Origin of the sequence: Stenotrophomonas sp. (assembly GCF_032066555.1) — a bacterium.
Classification (GTDB): domain Bacteria; phylum Pseudomonadota; class Gammaproteobacteria; order Xanthomonadales; family Xanthomonadaceae; genus Stenotrophomonas.
Genome location: NZ_DAMBKV010000006.1, coordinates 217430 through 233337 on the forward strand (window position 1 = coordinate 217430; position 15908 = coordinate 233337).

At 59.8% G+C, this 15908-nt stretch carries 15 protein-coding genes; 7 read left to right on the forward strand and 8 right to left on the reverse strand.

Annotated elements, in window-relative coordinates; genetic code table 11:
• Positions 1-47 precede the first annotated feature (47 nt).
• Complete coding sequence (locus RT131_RS10240; protein ID WP_313172619.1) at positions 48-410, forward strand: BON domain-containing protein; 363 nt, start codon at positions 48-50, stop codon at positions 408-410.
• Positions 411-615: 205 nt separating this feature from the next.
• On the opposite strand, the gene RT131_RS10245 is transcribed toward RT131_RS10240, so the two are convergent.
• Positions 616-816 (reverse strand): hypothetical protein, encoded by a 201-nt coding sequence (locus RT131_RS10245; protein ID WP_313172620.1) that lies wholly within the window; start codon positions 814-816, stop codon positions 616-618.
• Positions 817-952: 136 nt separating this feature from the next.
• Positions 953-1456 carry a DUF2938 family protein gene (locus RT131_RS10250; protein ID WP_313172622.1) on the reverse strand — a complete coding sequence of 168 codons (504 nt, stop codon included), beginning with the start codon at positions 1454-1456 and terminating at the stop codon, positions 953-955.
• A 61-nt stretch (positions 1457-1517) separates the two neighbouring features.
• Between RT131_RS10250 and RT131_RS10255 the strand changes: the two genes are divergently transcribed.
• Positions 1518-1961, forward strand: coding sequence for a helix-turn-helix domain-containing protein (locus RT131_RS10255; protein WP_313172624.1), 444 nt, complete (start codon positions 1518-1520; stop codon positions 1959-1961).
• A gap of 39 nt (positions 1962-2000) precedes the next feature.
• Here the strand turns inward: RT131_RS10255 and RT131_RS10260 are convergent, their stop codons facing one another.
• The 3 genes from RT131_RS10260 to RT131_RS10270 all read right to left on the reverse strand — a co-directional run bounded on the left by RT131_RS10260 (position 2001) and on the right by RT131_RS10270 (position 4970).
• Entirely contained in the window at positions 2001-2609 is a 609-nt protein-coding gene (locus RT131_RS10260; RefSeq protein WP_313172626.1) for a hypothetical protein, read from the reverse strand.
• A 663-nt stretch (positions 2610-3272) separates the two neighbouring features.
• Positions 3273-3662 (reverse strand): hypothetical protein, encoded by a 390-nt coding sequence (locus tag RT131_RS10265; protein ID WP_313172628.1) that lies wholly within the window; start codon positions 3660-3662, stop codon positions 3273-3275.
• Between the two features lie 216 nt (positions 3663-3878).
• Entirely contained in the window at positions 3879-4970 is a 1092-nt protein-coding gene (locus tag RT131_RS10270; protein WP_313172630.1) for a crosslink repair DNA glycosylase YcaQ family protein, read from the reverse strand.
• Between the two features lie 231 nt (positions 4971-5201).
• Here RT131_RS10270 and RT131_RS10275 point away from each other — a divergent pair, with 231 nt between their 5' ends.
• Positions 5202-6170, forward strand: a complete 969-nt coding sequence (locus RT131_RS10275) for a hypothetical protein (protein ID WP_313172632.1) — start codon at positions 5202-5204, stop codon at positions 6168-6170.
• Positions 6171-6318: 148 nt separating this feature from the next.
• Here the strand turns inward: RT131_RS10275 and RT131_RS10280 are convergent, their stop codons facing one another.
• Both RT131_RS10280 and RT131_RS10285 read right to left on the reverse strand, forming a co-directional pair.
• A complete protein-coding gene (locus RT131_RS10280; protein ID WP_313172634.1) occupies positions 6319-7272 on the reverse strand; it encodes a hypothetical protein in 954 nt (317 codons plus the stop codon).
• A gap of 281 nt (positions 7273-7553) precedes the next feature.
• Entirely contained in the window at positions 7554-8705 is a 1152-nt protein-coding gene (locus RT131_RS10285) for a YncE family protein (protein ID WP_313172636.1), read from the reverse strand.
• 135 nt (positions 8706-8840) lie between these two features.
• Here RT131_RS10285 and RT131_RS10290 point away from each other — a divergent pair, with 135 nt between their 5' ends.
• Positions 8841-10202, forward strand: coding sequence for a hypothetical protein (locus tag RT131_RS10290; protein ID WP_313172638.1), 1362 nt, complete (start codon positions 8841-8843; stop codon positions 10200-10202).
• A gap of 277 nt (positions 10203-10479) precedes the next feature.
• Here RT131_RS10290 and RT131_RS10295 read toward each other — a convergent pair whose 3' ends face one another.
• Positions 10480-11673 carry a GGDEF domain-containing protein gene (locus RT131_RS10295; protein ID WP_313172640.1) on the reverse strand — a complete coding sequence of 398 codons (1194 nt, stop codon included), beginning with the start codon at positions 11671-11673 and terminating at the stop codon, positions 10480-10482.
• Positions 11674-12625: 952 nt separating this feature from the next.
• Here RT131_RS10295 and RT131_RS10300 point away from each other — a divergent pair.
• The 3 genes from RT131_RS10300 (at position 12626) to RT131_RS10310 (ending at position 15791) form a co-directional block, all read left to right on the forward strand.
• Positions 12626-13564, forward strand: coding sequence for an HNH endonuclease (locus RT131_RS10300; RefSeq protein ID WP_313172643.1), 939 nt, complete (start codon positions 12626-12628; stop codon positions 13562-13564).
• An 82-nt stretch (positions 13565-13646) separates the two neighbouring features.
• On the forward strand, positions 13647-14384 hold the full coding sequence (locus tag RT131_RS10305) for a hypothetical protein (protein WP_313172645.1): 738 nt from the start codon (positions 13647-13649) through the stop codon (positions 14382-14384).
• 354 nt (positions 14385-14738) lie between these two features.
• Complete coding sequence (locus tag RT131_RS10310) at positions 14739-15791, forward strand: DUF6685 family protein (protein WP_313172647.1); 1053 nt, start codon at positions 14739-14741, stop codon at positions 15789-15791.
• The last annotated feature ends 117 nt before the right edge of the window (positions 15792-15908 follow it).

Sequence of the window (15908 nt, forward strand, 5' to 3'; positions counted from 1 at the left end):
TGGGCCAGCGTATGAATGGCCTGTTCCCCCACCAAAGGAGCATCGTGATGAAACACCTGCACCTGCGGAGTGTGTTGTTGATTGCCGCCGCCATCCCCACCTGTACACCGGTTGCAACCGCCGCCTACCTGGGCCAGGAACCTCCTCCCGAAGCCGGGCGCGTCGAACGCACCAGCGATCAACCCGGCAGCGATGCCTGGATAAGCCGCGAAGTGAAAGCCAGACTGATGGGTGCCCGCGATGTGCCTGGCAGCGAGATCCACGTGGAGACGCGCGGCGGCATGGTGTCGCTGAGTGGCCAGGTTGGCAGCCAGGCCGAAGCGGATCGCATGGTGACCGCCGCGCGCGCAGTCGACGGCGTGATCAGCGTCGACGACAGCGGCCTGATCATCGGTGAACCCAGCAACTAGTCCGTTCCATGCAAACCAACACCCGCAGCGCTGCACGCAGCGTTGCGGGTGCCGGGTTGAGCGGACCACCTGACCAGGCGCCGCCCTTGCGAACCCGCAACCTTGATCTGTGCAGGTTGCCTCCAGAGCTGCTCGCACACTGCCACGGGCATTCACGATGAAGGTGCGCGAAGCCGTGCACCGCAGCAGCCAACGCAGCAGTGGATCAATGCTTCCTGCCGTGATTCCGCCGTTCGGCCGTATGTTGGTCCGACATGCGTTGATCGTGCATGTCTTTCTGATGGCTGGGCTCGCCACGCGCGGCCTGGCGCGCCGGGCTGCTGCTGCGTGCCTGCTCGGCGTTCGACTGCCGGGAGCGCGGCGGACCGCCTTCATGGCTGTGCTGTGGATTGTGTTTGCTGATCATTGCAACCTCCAAACTGCGGCTTGGCATACCGCCGGCGAACAATGCGCCGCCCGGCGTTACGTTGATGTGGCGTTCCCGTGCGAGGCCGCTACAAAGCTGAGCAGGAGCTGCGACGCACTGAGGACACACAGGGCATTCATCCAGCCCACGCAGACAGCGACTGCCAGCAGCAGGCACCCAGATACATACCCATTCCAAAAACCGAGTGGGTCGCAACCGTCTGCACGCGCGCATGCCACGGCCGTGGAGTCCGCGAGGCGAAGAACCCAGCCCCCAATGCCGGTTGCAGGACGCACCACGGCACCACCATGCTCAGCAAACCAAATGCCAGCGCCGCGGCCAAGCTGGGATGCAGCAACCACTCTGGACCCGTCACCGCCACCAGCCCGGCGACATAGCCAATGCCCAGCAGGTAGTGCGCAACCCAGCCGGTCAAGCCTTCATACCTTACCGGCGCAGCGCGTGCGATCGCCGCGTGGCGCCATTGCCCATGCAACATGTGGCCGAGCCAGCGCCCGACCAGAGCGTAGTCCAGCGTTGCCACGCCGATCCTGCGCAGCAGCGCACTCCAGGCGTCCATCAGGGCCGTCGCCAGCACCCCTGCCACCAGTACATCAATCATCAGCTCCCAGCTGCCCATGACCCGCTCCGCCCGTTCTGTTACGGTCAGGATGCAAGTTGAAGTCCACTTGAGGTCAAGCATGTTGGAACTGGATATCAGCGAGGTCAGCCAGCGCTCCGGCCTGCCGGCTTCGACCCTGCGCTACTACGAGCAGCGCGGGCTGATCCGGCCCCTGGGTCGCAAAGGCCTGCGTCGCGTCTACGCGCCAACCGTGATGCAGACATTGGCGCTGGTTACGCTGGGCCGAACGGCGGGTTTCGCGCTGGAAGAAATAGCGGCGATGTTCGACGCGGACGGCAACTTCAGCATGGATCGCTTGTCCCTGCTGAACAAGGCCAGTGCGCTGGACCGTCACATCCTGCGCCTGCAGCTGCTGCGCGATGGGCTGCGCCATACCGCCCGCTGCACGCAACCGGATCACCTGCAGTGCCCCAATTTCCGCAAGCTGATGCAAGCCGCGTTGCCGTCCAAACCTGGCAGGCAGGCCAAGCGCCCGGCAGCTGCGGTACGTGGCAAGCGTTGAGCCGCATCGATCAGCGACAGCGGATCGGCGTACTGGCCATCATCTGGAAATCGGCGCGGCACTCAGGCTAATGCTGAAGAATTCACTTCGCTTTTCCGGCGGGACATCCTCAAGGTCGGCGTCGCCCAGGTCCTTGAATGCATCCATCGTCGCGCGTGGGTAGTAGCCGCCCCAGAAATAGCGCGTGGCCACGCCCTGCTGCTGGATCGATGCCGCATCCATGCCCGCGACAAACCGGGTGCTTTCCGGGCGCAGGTTGCCTGCCAGGGCAACGCGGACTTCGGCCAACGCCCAATGGCAGACCTCCCGCCCGTAGTACGCCTCATCGATGATCCGATCCAGATGGATCGTCCCAAGGTATTCACCTTCCGCCACCTTGACCAGGTCGAAGGGTTCGTTGCTGGAGATGCGCGGCATGGCACCTGCAAACGCGTCGCCCCTGCCGCAGCGGCCCGGGTTTTGAACATCATACTGCGCGGTGCCCTGCACGGTTTCAAACGGACCCGGGACATTGGCCAGCCGCACCCTGAGCGCGTAGGCCTGCACCGCAGCGGGATTGAGCTTGCGCAGCGCGGCCGCGGCTTTGCCGATCTCCGGGCTATCCGGTGGCACTTCGCCATGGCGCGGTGCGGCGCAGGCAGCGATCAACAGTGCAATGGCACAGAGGCTGACGTGTGCGGTCTTCCGTAAAGCAAGGCATGTAGTTGAGTGCGCGGGCATCGTCCTTGCTCCCTTTCTCGGTAACACCACCGCTGTGGTCGATGCATTAGATCGTCGGCGCCGATGACAACGCAAGCGAACGGCATGAACCGTCCCGATCCAACAAGGCCAAGGGAATCTCAAAGCGCGCGGGATAAGCCCTCCCTTTGCCGTAGGCAAGGGGAGGGTTGGGAGGGGTGCTTTGGCTTTGGCTTTGGCTTTTGCTTTGGCGCCGATGCTTCGCTTTGGCTCTGCAAGGGAAGAAACCCCAGACGCATCCATTCCCCGTCCAGCCGCCAGCCTTGAATGTGGGGCGAAGCCCTGAGCTACTCAGGCTCCATCGGTGAAGCCCCTGCCGAGCATGGCTCGGCACTACCCTGCTGAACCGCGCGGGATGAGCCCTCCCTTTGCCGCAGGCAAGGGGAGGGTTGGGAGGGGTGCTTTGGCTTTGGCTTTGGCTTTGGCTTTGGCCCTGACGCTTCGCTTTGGCTCTGCAAGGGAAGAAACCCCACACGCAGCCAATCCCCCTCCATCCGCCAGCCCTGAATGTGGAGCGAAGCCCTGCGCTACGCGGGCTCCATCGGTGAAGCCTCTGCCGAGCATGGCTCGGCACTACCGTACTGCGCTTCGGCGCAGTGCCAGGTTGTAGGTGGTCGCATAGAGCGCGGTGACCGACATCGGCACCACGATCGTGCGCAGAATCTCCGGCGTGCCAGCCAACCAATGAATACTGCTGAGCAGACTCAACGAGGCGACCACCGCAACCAAAGGCGGAACCCAATAACCCGCACTCCCCGGCAACCGCGCGGACAGCGCCTCGATCATGCGCTTCAAAAACAACGTGATCAGCGCCGACAAGATGCCCTGCACCACCCCGGCAATCACCGGCCGCGGCATCGGGTGCGTGCTGTTTGCGAATGCGGCCCAGCTGCCCATGGCGATGAAGGCCACAGCCATATGCACGATGCTGTTGCGGGCTGCTGCAGCAGTGGTGGTCGGCACGAACTATTCCTTCTGGCGTAACCCCGGGTTGGCGTCGCAGCATGACGGATGCAGCAGCCCGCCATCAACTCCAGCGAACCCCAAGACGGCTGCCGCGAAGAACAGAGCACCTCGCCATGCCAGGGTTTTGCTGCAACCGGCAATGATCACAGGCCGATCGAGAAGTGAGGCGCTGCCATCCTCAAAGAGTACCCACATCTGCCCTGAAGCTTCAGCTCAGCCGCCCACACCAAGAAACACCCGCATACGTCCCAGCTCAGCCTCCAGTTCCTCGGCAAAGACAGCATCCGATGGTGCCCTGCCGTCCACGTAATGCAGTTGTGCGTTCAGTGCCCCCGACGCCACCGAGAGATTGCCCCAGCCAATCACCCGGTCCTGCCACAACAGCGGCAACGCGTAATACCCCAGCTTGCGCTTTGCCGGTGGCGTGTAGGCTTCAAAGCGGTACGCCCACCCCCAGAACAATTCAAAACGACGGCGGTCCCATACGACCGGGTCGAACGGCGTCAACAGCCGCACCTGTGCGTCGGGCTTCCAACGGCGGCTATCGGCCCGCTCATCGGCCGGCCAGACCCAGTCCACCCCCTCCACCCGCGCCCGCTGCAGGCGCAGGCGTGCGCGTGCCAATGCGGGCTTGCGCGCCTCCTTCCACTGCGGGACACCATTGCCCAGATGGGCCACCAACTGGCCCAGGCTGGCATCCGGCAGCGGTGCATACTTGCCCACAATCAGGTCGATCAGCGCATCCATGCGCGCATCAATCTCGGTGGCAGCAACCGGCAGCGGAATATCGCGTACCGCATAGACACGCGTGCCGCCGTCACGCCGCGCCACCCGCAGCAAGCCACGGTAGTGCATGCCGTCCAGCAACTGCGTGCTGGCGTTGGAAGAGCCACCAAACCAGTTGGTGGTCTTGCCATGGGCGAAATGCGCATCCACTTCGCGCGGGTGCACCGCGCCACGTTCAGCGATGAAGGCCTGCACCGCCTGCGCCTGCTTCCAGCGCGCCGGTGTCCACTCCATCCGCGCCTGCCGCGGATGCATCAACGCCTGCCACTCGCGCGGCAGGAGGCCATAGTTGACGAAGAAGTCCTCCTCCACCGGCAGCCGCGGATAGCGCCGTTCCAAGTCCCCGGCGCGGTAGTCCACAACACGATGCCGCAGGGTCAGGTCCTGCGCCCGCGCCGGTGCGCGGATCGGGTCGGCCTGGACGAAGCCCAGCTTTGCAATCGCCCGCATCAGCGTGGTCGGCTTGAACAGCGAGCGGGCGACGGCGTAGCGGCGGAGTTGGTCGAGGGTGAGCGTCATGCGGGGATCATGCCAGCAACCAGGGCATTGGGGTCACACCGCGACGGGCATCGCACCGATGCAAGCCGATATCCGCGTCCCGTCGCGACTCTTTCCTGATCCAAACCCAGGTCAAATCCGAGCATTGCGCCAGCAGAACAGCTGCGTTCCTCCACGACGATACCGACAGTATCTTCAAGAAAGTTGGCCTAAAACTTCCTTGCAGCACAAGCTGCTCCACCAGGAGAAACGATGAAAAGGAATTCACGAATCCTCGCTACCGTGATCCTCGCATTCCTGGCGCCCGCGGTTTCACTATCAGCGCTCGCCGGCGGCGTGATTGAGTGCAACCGCTGCCCATCGACGGCGAACGCCGCCATCTCAAAGGGCAATGGCCTCACCGTGGTTGTAGATTTTGAGAGTGCCCAGCTGACCGCTTACGAAGTTGAGTACGACAGAGAACTGAAGCGCTGGCGTACGATGCGTACAGCCATCCCCGAGCCGATATCGGCGGCGTTCTACCGCGTATTGGATGCCGCCTCCCTGACACCTTCGTCGGCACAGCCAAATGCAGCGGCCATCCCTGGCCATGAACCAATCCAAGGCGAAGCCGCTGATAGCGCCAGATCCAACAAGAACCAGGGAGGGCTTGTCGTCACCGTGCATCCCGACAACCCGCAGTACTCCAATCCAGTCGGCTTCACCTTTTCTAGCGCATACAAGGACTTCAGCGCCAGCGACATCGTTCTTTCAGCCACATCAAGAGCCAGATTCGGGCAGTATCTGGCTGAAGGCCTCGCGGGGGCTGGCACAAGTAGCGCCGCGTGGAACTCGGTGGCTTTCTCCATACAGGAGCTCGCGCTTTCCTGGGCGGACAAACATGGCGCCGGTGCGATAATCGTCGTCGTCCAATGGCGGGATGGATCACAGACGGTCTACAAAGTGACAACCGACAACGTCACCGAGGCGAAGTACGTCGAGGGCGAAAGCCGGGATAGCGAAGGCAACAGGTTCCCCGATGCCAGCATCGTCGCGCCTGGTACCGCGCCGGACTACGTTGGCGACTACTACTTCGGCGAAGGAAGCCGAGGTAACCGCAATCTGCAGCGCTGGATGGACTCAGCGCGTCGCTACGGCATCCCCATCACCGGTAACGCCGGCGCTAGAAATCGCATGCTGTGCAGCTGGGATGGCAGAACAGTCCATTGCCGGGTGCAATAGCTCCTCCATGAACAAAACGCCCAAGGCCGCGAGATCAATGCCGCCCGGGCCTGGAAGGCAAGGCAGGCTTCTGCCACACCGAAGGGGAACGGCTCACAGGCGTGCTTGCCTGCACGCCCCCGCCGTTCATCCGCTTACACCCGCGGGATCAGTTCCGGCGGGTAACCGAACGGCAATAGTGTTCGGCCAAGGCAAAGTTCAGCGGCCGCTGCTCGGTCAGACCCCACTCCGCTGCAAGCGCCTTGCCATCCACACGCACCACCTGCGACTGCACGCCGCGCTTTTCCAACAAGGCAGGCAGTTTCTTGCCGAACTCGCTGGCGTCGGCATCATCACTGGTGACGATGCAGAGCGGCATTCCGCCCGCCAGCGGCGCCTCGGCGATCATCTCCTCCAGGTCCTCGACGCTGTCCTCATCGTTGTCCAGTTCATCGATGCCGGCGCCTTCCTCGGCGAGCCGGTACTGCAGATTGTCCGCATCCATCATCATCACCATCAGCGATGGAGCGGGGGCAGGCTCGGCTGGACACTTCGGCGGCATCAGTCGACCGACGAGCGGCGTTACCGTGCCATCGGCCGCAACCTGACGCAGCGCAATGCCGCAATGACCCCCTTCGAAGTCACGGATCATGTCGCCCTCGTAGTCCATGCCGGGCTCGGGGACGAAACTGATCTCGATGCCGCGCCCGCGGTTGCAGGTCCACCCCGAGCCGTTGGCGATGTTCGCCTGCAGACGCACCGGCTGGCCCGGCACCAAGGGGTGCTCGGAGTAGTACGGGCTGGCCCACAGCTTGTCGCGTGTGGCCAGGTTGCGGGTGTCATCGGTCTCCGGCATGCCGATGGAGATGTTCTCCGGCTTCTTGCGGACCATCGCCTTGAAGTAATGCCCGATCGAACCCGACGCCTCGATCTCCTCGTCGTACTGCTTCTCGCAGAGCGCATTGGTATACATCGTCAAGCCAACGCCGTTCTGGCCGAACAGACGGATGCGCGCTGGGCGCTCAACGGCCACGGTGGGTTCCTGCGGAGCCGCGTCTTCTACGGCGTGGGCCTCTACACAGGCAAACGCCAGCAACGCCAGCGGCAACAAACGAATCTGCATTTACGCGACTTCCATTTCGACAAGGATGATGGGTGGAGCGGACAGGCGGCGCCGTGCCACGGCACTCGCGGCAGGAGCGAGATGTGTTTCCCCGGGCGGAATTCTATAGACGGCAATCCGCAGCGTATACACGTTGCAGACAGCGATCCGCCCGCATCTCGGCGTCAAAAAATTGGCCCCCGCCCTATGCGCGAAAACAGCGCTGGTCCTACAAAGGATGAGGGCCAAGGCAGCATTCCTGCTGGCCTTGGCCACTCAATACTCAAGATGCTGACGTTTCTTCAGCTACCCAGATCAATGCGGGCGACGCTTTCCTCGGAACCCTTGGGGTCGCCTTCGCCATTCTTGATGCTGACGTAGAGCACGTTGTTCTTCGCATCCAGCGCCAGACTGTTCGGATGTGTGGGCACCGACCAGCTGGCCACCTGCTGGTAGCTGTCGCTGTCGTAGGCGGTGACGCTGCCAGCTTCGCGATTGGTCACGTACAGGCGCTTGCGCGGTGCATCCAACAGGATGCCGAGCGGGCCCGCATCGGTGGGGATGCTGGCCAGTTCTGCGCCACTGCTGCGGTCCAGTACCAGCACCCGCTTGCCCGGATGGCGCGAGACGAAGCCTTCGATGCTGCTGCCCTGGTACTTGCGGATCATCTCCAAGCCCTGGTCGGTGACGAACAAGCGCTTGCCGGCAGGATCAAGCGCGATGTTCATCGGCTGCTCGGCACTGACCTGGAAGCGCTGTTCGACCTTGCCAGTGTCGGTGCCAACGGTGACCACCTCACCGAGCAGATTGCTGGTGTACACGCGCTTGCCGGCCGCATCCAGCGCCAGACCCGGCGCCTTGGCCTTGCCCAGTCCTTCAATGGTGTCGATCAGCTGCAACGACTGCGTATCGACCACGAACAGTACGCTGCCTTCCTGCGAATGCCCGGTGACATACAGGCGATGGTTGGGGGCATCCACCACCAGCTCGCGCAGGTCGTGGCTGTAATAGGACTTGCCGTCCTTGCCGGTGACCTTCTCCATCAGCTGCACGGTGCCGATGGCCTTGTTCTGCGCGGTATCGACCACCGTCACCGAGGTATCGACGGTGTTGCCAACGTAGAGGCGATTGTTTGCGTCATCCAGCACCATACCGAAGCCCTTGCGCTCCAGCGGAATGCGCTGCTGCACGACGAGCGTAGTGGGATCCAGGCGCAGCACCTGGGCCGGGCCGGCGTCATCGCCAAAGCCACCGGAAGAAGCGACGAAAACAGCGTTCTGCGAGGGACTGTAAGCCAGCTCATACAGGCCCTTGGCGACGGCCTGGCGCTGCACAGAGGCGGCAGCGCTGCTGCTGCCTGCAACCGGCGACGTCGCCGAAGTAGCCGGTGCAACTACCGCAAGAGAGACCGCCAGCGCGAGCGCAGCGGAACGGAACAGGGGGGATTTCGACATTGCGAGCTTCCTTGATAGGGCACGAAGGGTGTCCTGGCTCGCTGCGCCGTCGTCGAACGGGAATGGCTGGCTGGTGCCGGCATGTTAGAGCAAAACCGGGGTCACAGTCAGTCCATTGCAGGAACCAACCAGCCGGTGAAATCAGCCGAAAGCCAAGAAAACAACGAATCACTGCCGTCTTGGCATCTTCTCGATGGATCCGCAGCACTGGCACCAGCTCCCCCCACAGCACTAAAGAATCCCTTCAGGCCGCCGATCCCCCTTGCTCTGCAAGATGACTTTTTACCTGCAAGGCAAAGAAAGGGATCAATGATGCAAAAGGATTTGGATGTAGCTTCCGAGTACCTCAATGAGATGCGACTGATCTATCGCTACCTCAGAGCGCATAAATGGGAACTGGCAGGCCTCGGATTTCTTGGAGTGGTTGTCCACTTCTGGCGTGTAGGCTACCTGCCACAACTGTCTTTTATGGACATAGGTCTTCTGGCAACTGCCATGGCCGCTTTCACGTTGCTAGCAGTTCTTTTCTTCGTATTCGTCGTGCTTTCTCCGAGCCTTGCGTTGATAGCGTGGTCGAATCAGCAGATCATTTGCCGGCCTCCAATGTCGGCCACAAGGCTTCGCGCAAGCAGACGGAAGCAGAGGATTTGTCCTTGTTGCAATAACCCGGTGTGCAAAAGCTCCAAAACAGGAAGTCCGGTACAGCGCATCACCTGTCTTGTGTTTGGCTTCCCTTTGCTTGGCTTCTTCACGGCACTAGGACTGCTCTGGAGCATTTCTTCATTGCCGGAAGATTGGAGTACCTACGCGCTTGGGCTGCTCCTCATCATCTGCATCGGAACTTTCCTAGCGTCCCTCATCGATTCCCGCCCTACAACCGGTGCTCAGCGCCGCGAGCGGCGCAGGCGGCGCTGGGTCAAGTACTACATTCGATGTGTCGCTTTGTATGGCATTGTAATTCCGATAGCTGCATTGACGGGAAGTGTTCTCCTGCGGGCCTTTCGCGATGGTGACGACCTAACCAAAGTTTTATTTTTGGCCACCCTCCCTTTCATACATGGCTTCATCTACAGCATTTATCGTCACGAACGAAAGGACCAGTACTTCGTATGGCTTTTCATCGCGATGTATATCGTCTCAGCCACCGGAATTGTTTTCGATGCAAATGACATGGCGGCGTCAAAATTCCAGGCTGGAATGCTGCGCAACCAGGAGATGATCGTTACCCCCCTTGGGTGCGAAATCGCCAAAGCTTCCAACATCGTCGAAACGTGCACGCCTCTCACCAGCTCAGCAGAGCCTCTGATGCTGATGTCCAACGTTCAGATTCTGACGCGCGTTGGTAGCAACTTCATCATTGCTCCTCCCACTTGGACCGTGGGTAAGCGAGGCCAATCTGCGCCCATTCCCGCGACCGAAGTCAGAAGTTGGTTCACGGCTCCAGAGAAAGCCAGCGATAGCTCTGTAGTCACCCCCTCCTCAGCCGGGCCCAATTGAGCACAGCAAGAATTTACCGGCCAAGCGACATCGACCGAGTTGCGATACATGCTGAGGTAGTGTCGGCCCTGAGTCCCAAAGTGCCCCTCCAGAATGGGCCCAACGCAAGCACTTCGCATGAGAAGCGAGGAACCAATCTGGTGCGCATTTGCCCATTGGCTATTCGAGTGGCCAATGGGCCCGCGGACTCAGCCCAGCTCAGTCGTGCTGGGGATCCCAACGACGACTGCAGGGCCAAAGAAAAGTCGCTGCCAAGTCCAGCGCCAGATGGAAAGGGCTAATGCACCGTATCTAGCGCCGCGTTAACTCGACTCTGACCCCGGTTTTGCTCCACGCGGTTGCGGCCGGTGTGTTTGCCGCGATATAGGGCCGCATCGGCTTGTTGCATGGCCTGGCCCAGGCAGGCCGCACTGGCAAAGCCATCGGAGACGCCAATGGTTACCGTGCAACGCAGGCCTTCATAGCGCGCGTCGTGCAGCATCACTTTCTGCTCGATGCTGCTGCGCACACGCTCGGCCACACGCAGGGCCGAGGCGTCATCGGCACCGACGCAGATCGCCGCGAACTCCTCGCCCCCCAGCCGGCAGACGAGGTCGTCCTTGCGGACCGAGGCGCGCAGGGCGTCCGCAACGCCACAGAGCACGGCATCACCCACTTGATGGCCGTAGGTATCGTTGATGTTCTTGAAGTGGTCCACATCAACCAACAGCAAGCGTGCCGAAGTGCCAGGGTGCCGAAAATAGACATCCAGTGCCGTGCTCAAACCACGCCTGTTGAGCAACTGAGTAAGCGGATCACGAGCGGCCATGCCACGCAGCCTGTCGGTCAGGCGGCGCAGCACCAGCCAGACGATCGATGGCGGCAGGATGGTGGCCAGCGAGCACATGTAGACATAGAAGATCATCGAGAACTGGCCGTCCATGCTCAGCGCCGCGAAGCCGCCGGACAGCAGCTTGCTGAGCTTGATGACGTTCAGCACGCAGATGCCGCTGATCAAGCCGGCAAACAGCAGCACCTCACCGCGCAGGTCCCTGGCGAAGCTGCGCACGCCGTACAGCAGCACCGCCACCATGCTGACAAACCACACTGCACAGGTGCCGGCCAACAATGCATAACGCGCCACGGGGCCGACTGCCCAGTTCACCAGAATCTGCAGGAGGCTGTACCCGACCGCCAGGTACAACAGCGGCCTGACCAACGGCGTGGCAAGCCCAAAGAAGCGCGCCCCGCCCACGCAGTACGCCAGCAAGGAGCACAGCGTCAGCGTGTGGTTGACCATACTGGTCCAACTCCAGCCAGGCGGCCCTTCCAGCAGCTGCAGCACATAGGCCCCGCCCAGCATCAGGTTGGCCGCCGCAAAGACGTCCATGCCCATCTTCTCGTCCTGAAGCCGACGACTGATGAGTTGGAACATCAAGCTGAAGCTCAGCAGGTAAACGCAGAGCATGCCGACTAAGAGGGTGGCGATCATTGGGTGTTCAACATAAAGGGCAGGCGAAGGCGCGCCGCCCACCTCATGCGGAACGACGAATGCCAAACAAGAACGCGCAACGCTGCCGCTGATCCCCCGGCCCCGCGTTGTCCCCGCCGTATCGTACCGAATTCGGTTGGGGTTACGGGGTTTGCGGCGAGCTGGAATGGGTATGTAAACGGTTACCGAGACTCTTACGTTGGGCCGGGGGAAAAACCGGGGTCAGAGTGGGGTTTCGGTACGAAACCCCACTCTGACCCCGGTTTTTCCCCCAGACTTGTCTCAACCCACGTATCGCGAACAACGAACATCCCACCTGCCCTGCGCCGCTACGAACAACGAAACCAGCTGGACGAGCGATCCACAAGTCGACAGCGACAACAAGTCCTCTTCCCGAGCATCCCGCAGCCCGACGAACTCGTGAAAGGCGTGGTCCAGATCGTTAGGGCCATCCTCATGGTCGCGCCAATGCTGCTGATGCAGCGCTGGCAGCAACACCTGCTCCGGCACAAACAACTCGCTTTGTTCCAAGCAGCAATACCGCGCCATGCGTCTTCCAGTTACCCGCATCCCGATACAGGTACTCCAAAACGGCGAATCCCTTCTCGCTCTCCATTCCTCACTCCCGCTGACCAAAGAGCAGCGAGATTGCGCTGGGCCAGTCCCACCGGCTGAGATGGAAGATTTGGTGTCGCTCGCCTGCCAGGAGTGGCCCAGTGACCAAGCAATGCTCACTCCGTAGCCATCGAAGAGCCGCCTCCGTGGCGCTGAGACGGATCGGTGAGATTCCAGCGAGTCCTAAAGAACTCGCATTTCCGAAAACCAAATATCTTAAGCAGCATTTCTCCTACGCAAGCTTCCATACTTTGCTGATTGCGCATATAAAGACACCCAAAGCGCCGAACGCAAACTAGGGGCGCAGGCACTTGCGCTCAGGGGGAAGCGAAGCCGAATGACCAATGTTGCATTAGATCCGCAGTATGAAATCGGGGCGCTCTACAGCCGTCGACTGGAGATCCACGACGTGCTTGGTGGTCAGCGCCAAGGTGGCATCTCAACGCCTACTAGCAGCCCATTCGTCATCATTTTTACTGGCGAAGCCGGGAAGCAGCACGGCTACCACGACTTCTGGGACGACAACGGCCACTTTCACTACTTCGGAGAAGGCCAGGTCGGCGATATGCAGGACAAAGGCGGGAACCGTGCGATCCGCGAACACCTTGCCAACAACAAACGACTGATCCTCTTCCAGATGATGGGACACGGCCGACCTTACCGATACGTCGGTGAGTTCCGCTGTCTAAAGGCTTACTCGCAAGCCAATGTTCGGGACACAAAGGACACCCCCCGAGTGGCCATCGTGTTCGAGCTCGAACCCATCAGCTCGGATTCCATCGGATTCCTTGTCAAACACGAGGCCGAGGCAATTCTGGAGCTGGATGCAACATCGGCAAAGAAGCTCACTGAGGTGCGAACCAAGCAAGGCCTATTCAAGCGACGGCTACTCTCGTTCGAAAAGGAGTGCCGCATCACTGGCATTGCGGATCTTCGGTTCTTGCGTGCCAGCCACATGAAGCCCTGGTCAGCCTGTGAGACAGGCACCGAGCGCGTCGACGGCGCCAATGGCTTGCTGCTAACCCCTCATGCGGACTTCCTTTTTGATCGAGGCTGGATCACCTTCACCAACGCGGGGCGCATCGAGTGCTCAGCGCACCTGCCTGCGGAACTGATCAAGCGCATCGGCTTAAATCTGAAGTCACGTAGAGCTACTGGTGAATTCAGCGAAGAGCAACGCGCCTACCTAGCCTTTCATCAGAGCCATGTATATGACAAGGCATTCAAGAAAGCAGACGACCCGATCGCGGAACTACTGGCTACTTCGAAGAGCTGATAGAACAACCAGCCGCTGCGCCAAGGTCGGCCTAGAATAGGCAGCACACCCAGGCAACAGCTTGGAGCCAAGGAGGACTCGCATGGATGCAACTGAACACGAGCAAGAGCCGCAACAAGATCTGAACGATCTGAATTTATCGCTGCCAAGCATAGATTTTCCCGACCTAAACAACGTCCTGGATCAATACCTTCAGAGAATCAATGAGCCTAAATCCAGCAGGTTGGAACGTTGGTCTCTCATTGCTGGCATTGGCGGAGCTGGCGTAGGTTTGTTATTGGGAACCACTTTACCCGGCACTTCTGGCTCGCTCGCGCTTTATGGCGGCCTCATTATTGAGATAGCAGGATTCGTTCTGCACGCTGCACTAATTGCAAAGCGAGATTGGCGGCAGTTCCGGTACGCCCGCGCGCACCACGCGGAAGAATTAGAAGCGGGCTACCAACAACACCAAAGAATTGTTCACCTCGTGCGAGGATTCTCGTTTGAGCAGCGAAGGCGACGCCTTCGATACGTTCAAGACAGACGGGCAACAATGCACGAGCGGTTGGGATTGTTTACGGGTGGAATGGAGCGGCTTGGAGTAGTGCCGCTGCTTATTGCCTTCTACCTGCAGTTCAAGGACTGGCGATGGAGTGACTGGAAAACACTGACCAGCATCACTTTTTCTCAAGCATTGCTCGCTTTCGCACTCATGCTGGCGTACGCGATGTTTTGGCATCTCATCTTCCTTCGCGCTCGCGTGCAGGCATATGAGTCGCTACTTGCGGAAGCCAACAGACAGGATGAGGAAAACAAAAATAAGGAAAATTTGACCTAGCTTGCTCGATGGATAAATCCACCCCCTGCGCGAACCACGCGCTTTGCAATCTCGCCCAGAATATGAGCCACCCGCACCTTTAGCCCGAGGTTTTTTAACGACAAAGGAGCGGAGTGAAATTAACTCGACTCTGACCCCTGTTTCCGCCTGTTTCCCCCTGACCCCTGTTTCCCCGATTTTCTAGCTCGAAGATAAGACAGCAAGAGTCACCTTCACTGAACGGACACAGCTGGCTGGCTGACTGGCGATACCTATACCGCTGGAAACAAAGGACCAGAGCAAAAAAGCACTCCCCCCCCTATTTCCACTGCCCCTATTTCTACCAGCGCCCACCAAAACCTCGCGACTTCCGAGGTGAACCTGACCCTGGTCGACCTATTTCAGCACCATTTCAACTATCCTGTTTCGAGCGAGAAAACAAATCGCGGATCTGTTGTAGCGTGGCGCGACATCCCCCTGCCCTCAGCAAGCTTTCATAAAGTGCCGACACCTAATTTCCTAAGCAATTCCTTAAACAGCCTTCAGATGGCATTCGGCCGCCCAACAGGCATGAAGAACCTGCTTCGTGATCACCCAAACATCTGCATTCCTGTCCATCCTCCCAAAAGATGCGTCGCATTGAGCAGCGTCGTTCAGTGGCACAAACTAGGCCTGCAATCTGCTTTCGACTGGCCTCGTAGAAGACAAGGCAGCCTTATTGGGTGGAAGAAGGAGGGAGGGCGATACGCGAGCTTTGAAGTCTATCTCCCGGAATTCGAACTCATCGGCAGCATGAGTATCAATAAAGATTGGTCATGTGACATTACGGAGCTTGATGGATTCTCTGCATCAAAGTCGAACCTCTGGGATTTCATCGATACCGACCTGATGGTGGAAACCAATTCGCCAGAAATGATAGATGAAGTGACTTATGAACAACTAAAGAATAACCTCGATCATCGCGAGATCCGCATCATACACAACAGAGAAAGTAGCGACCACTTCATTCGCCACACTTGGGATAACCGGCTGTTCCTCGCAAACAGTGGCGGCTCCCACCATCTAGCCGCAGCCAAATATATCGCCAAACGCCTGCACGAGCCAGTGAGACTAAGTGGGGAAATTCATACTTACTCGCTTAATAATCGAGCCATCGCTTCTCTGCGAGACAAATTTTATATATTGGCAATTTCTGACGAAACCGAGACTTCGCTGAAGTTTCACGATGTCATGCAGAGCTTCGGCGCCACATGGCTTTCGTGCGCCTTACCCGCTCCGTATAGCGATACAACCATATCCATTCTTCTACCGAAGAGCGAGAAGCGATCCGTTCAGGTCGCGGCCTTGCTACGAGATGCTGGCGCTTTTGATCTAGGCGATTATCTCTTTCAGCTTTCCACGATCAGCCACCTACATGACCAGCACTAGGGCGGAACTAGCGTAGCCCAATCTTGCGCTTCCTGGAGCCGGATCTTATCAACCATACAGGCCGACGTCCCCCCAAGATTGAGTAGCACAACGGTTTGGAGTCCAATCCTCAATGAC

Coding starts and splice junctions, on each gene's coding strand:
- RT131_RS10270 (WP_313172630.1), bottom strand. CDS start 4,970: ATGACGCTCACCCTCGACCAACTCCGCCGCTACGCCGTCGCCCGCTCG.
- RT131_RS10295 (WP_313172640.1), bottom strand. CDS start 11,673: ATGATCGCCACCCTCTTAGTCGGCATGCTCTGCGTTTACCTGCTGAGC.
- RT131_RS10240 (WP_313172619.1), top strand. CDS start 48: ATGAAACACCTGCACCTGCGGAGTGTGTTGTTGATTGCCGCCGCCATC.
- RT131_RS10285 (WP_313172636.1), bottom strand. CDS start 8,705: ATGTCGAAATCCCCCCTGTTCCGTTCCGCTGCGCTCGCGCTGGCGGTC.
- RT131_RS10245 (WP_313172620.1), bottom strand. CDS start 816: ATGATCAGCAAACACAATCCACAGCACAGCCATGAAGGCGGTCCGCCG.
- RT131_RS10275 (WP_313172632.1), top strand. CDS start 5,202: ATGAAAAGGAATTCACGAATCCTCGCTACCGTGATCCTCGCATTCCTG.
- RT131_RS10255 (WP_313172624.1), top strand. CDS start 1,518: ATGTTGGAACTGGATATCAGCGAGGTCAGCCAGCGCTCCGGCCTGCCG.
- RT131_RS10305 (WP_313172645.1), top strand. CDS start 13,647: ATGGATGCAACTGAACACGAGCAAGAGCCGCAACAAGATCTGAACGAT.
- RT131_RS10280 (WP_313172634.1), bottom strand. CDS start 7,272: ATGCAGATTCGTTTGTTGCCGCTGGCGTTGCTGGCGTTTGCCTGTGTA.
- RT131_RS10250 (WP_313172622.1), bottom strand. CDS start 1,456: ATGGGCAGCTGGGAGCTGATGATTGATGTACTGGTGGCAGGGGTGCTG.
- RT131_RS10300 (WP_313172643.1), top strand. CDS start 12,626: ATGACCAATGTTGCATTAGATCCGCAGTATGAAATCGGGGCGCTCTAC.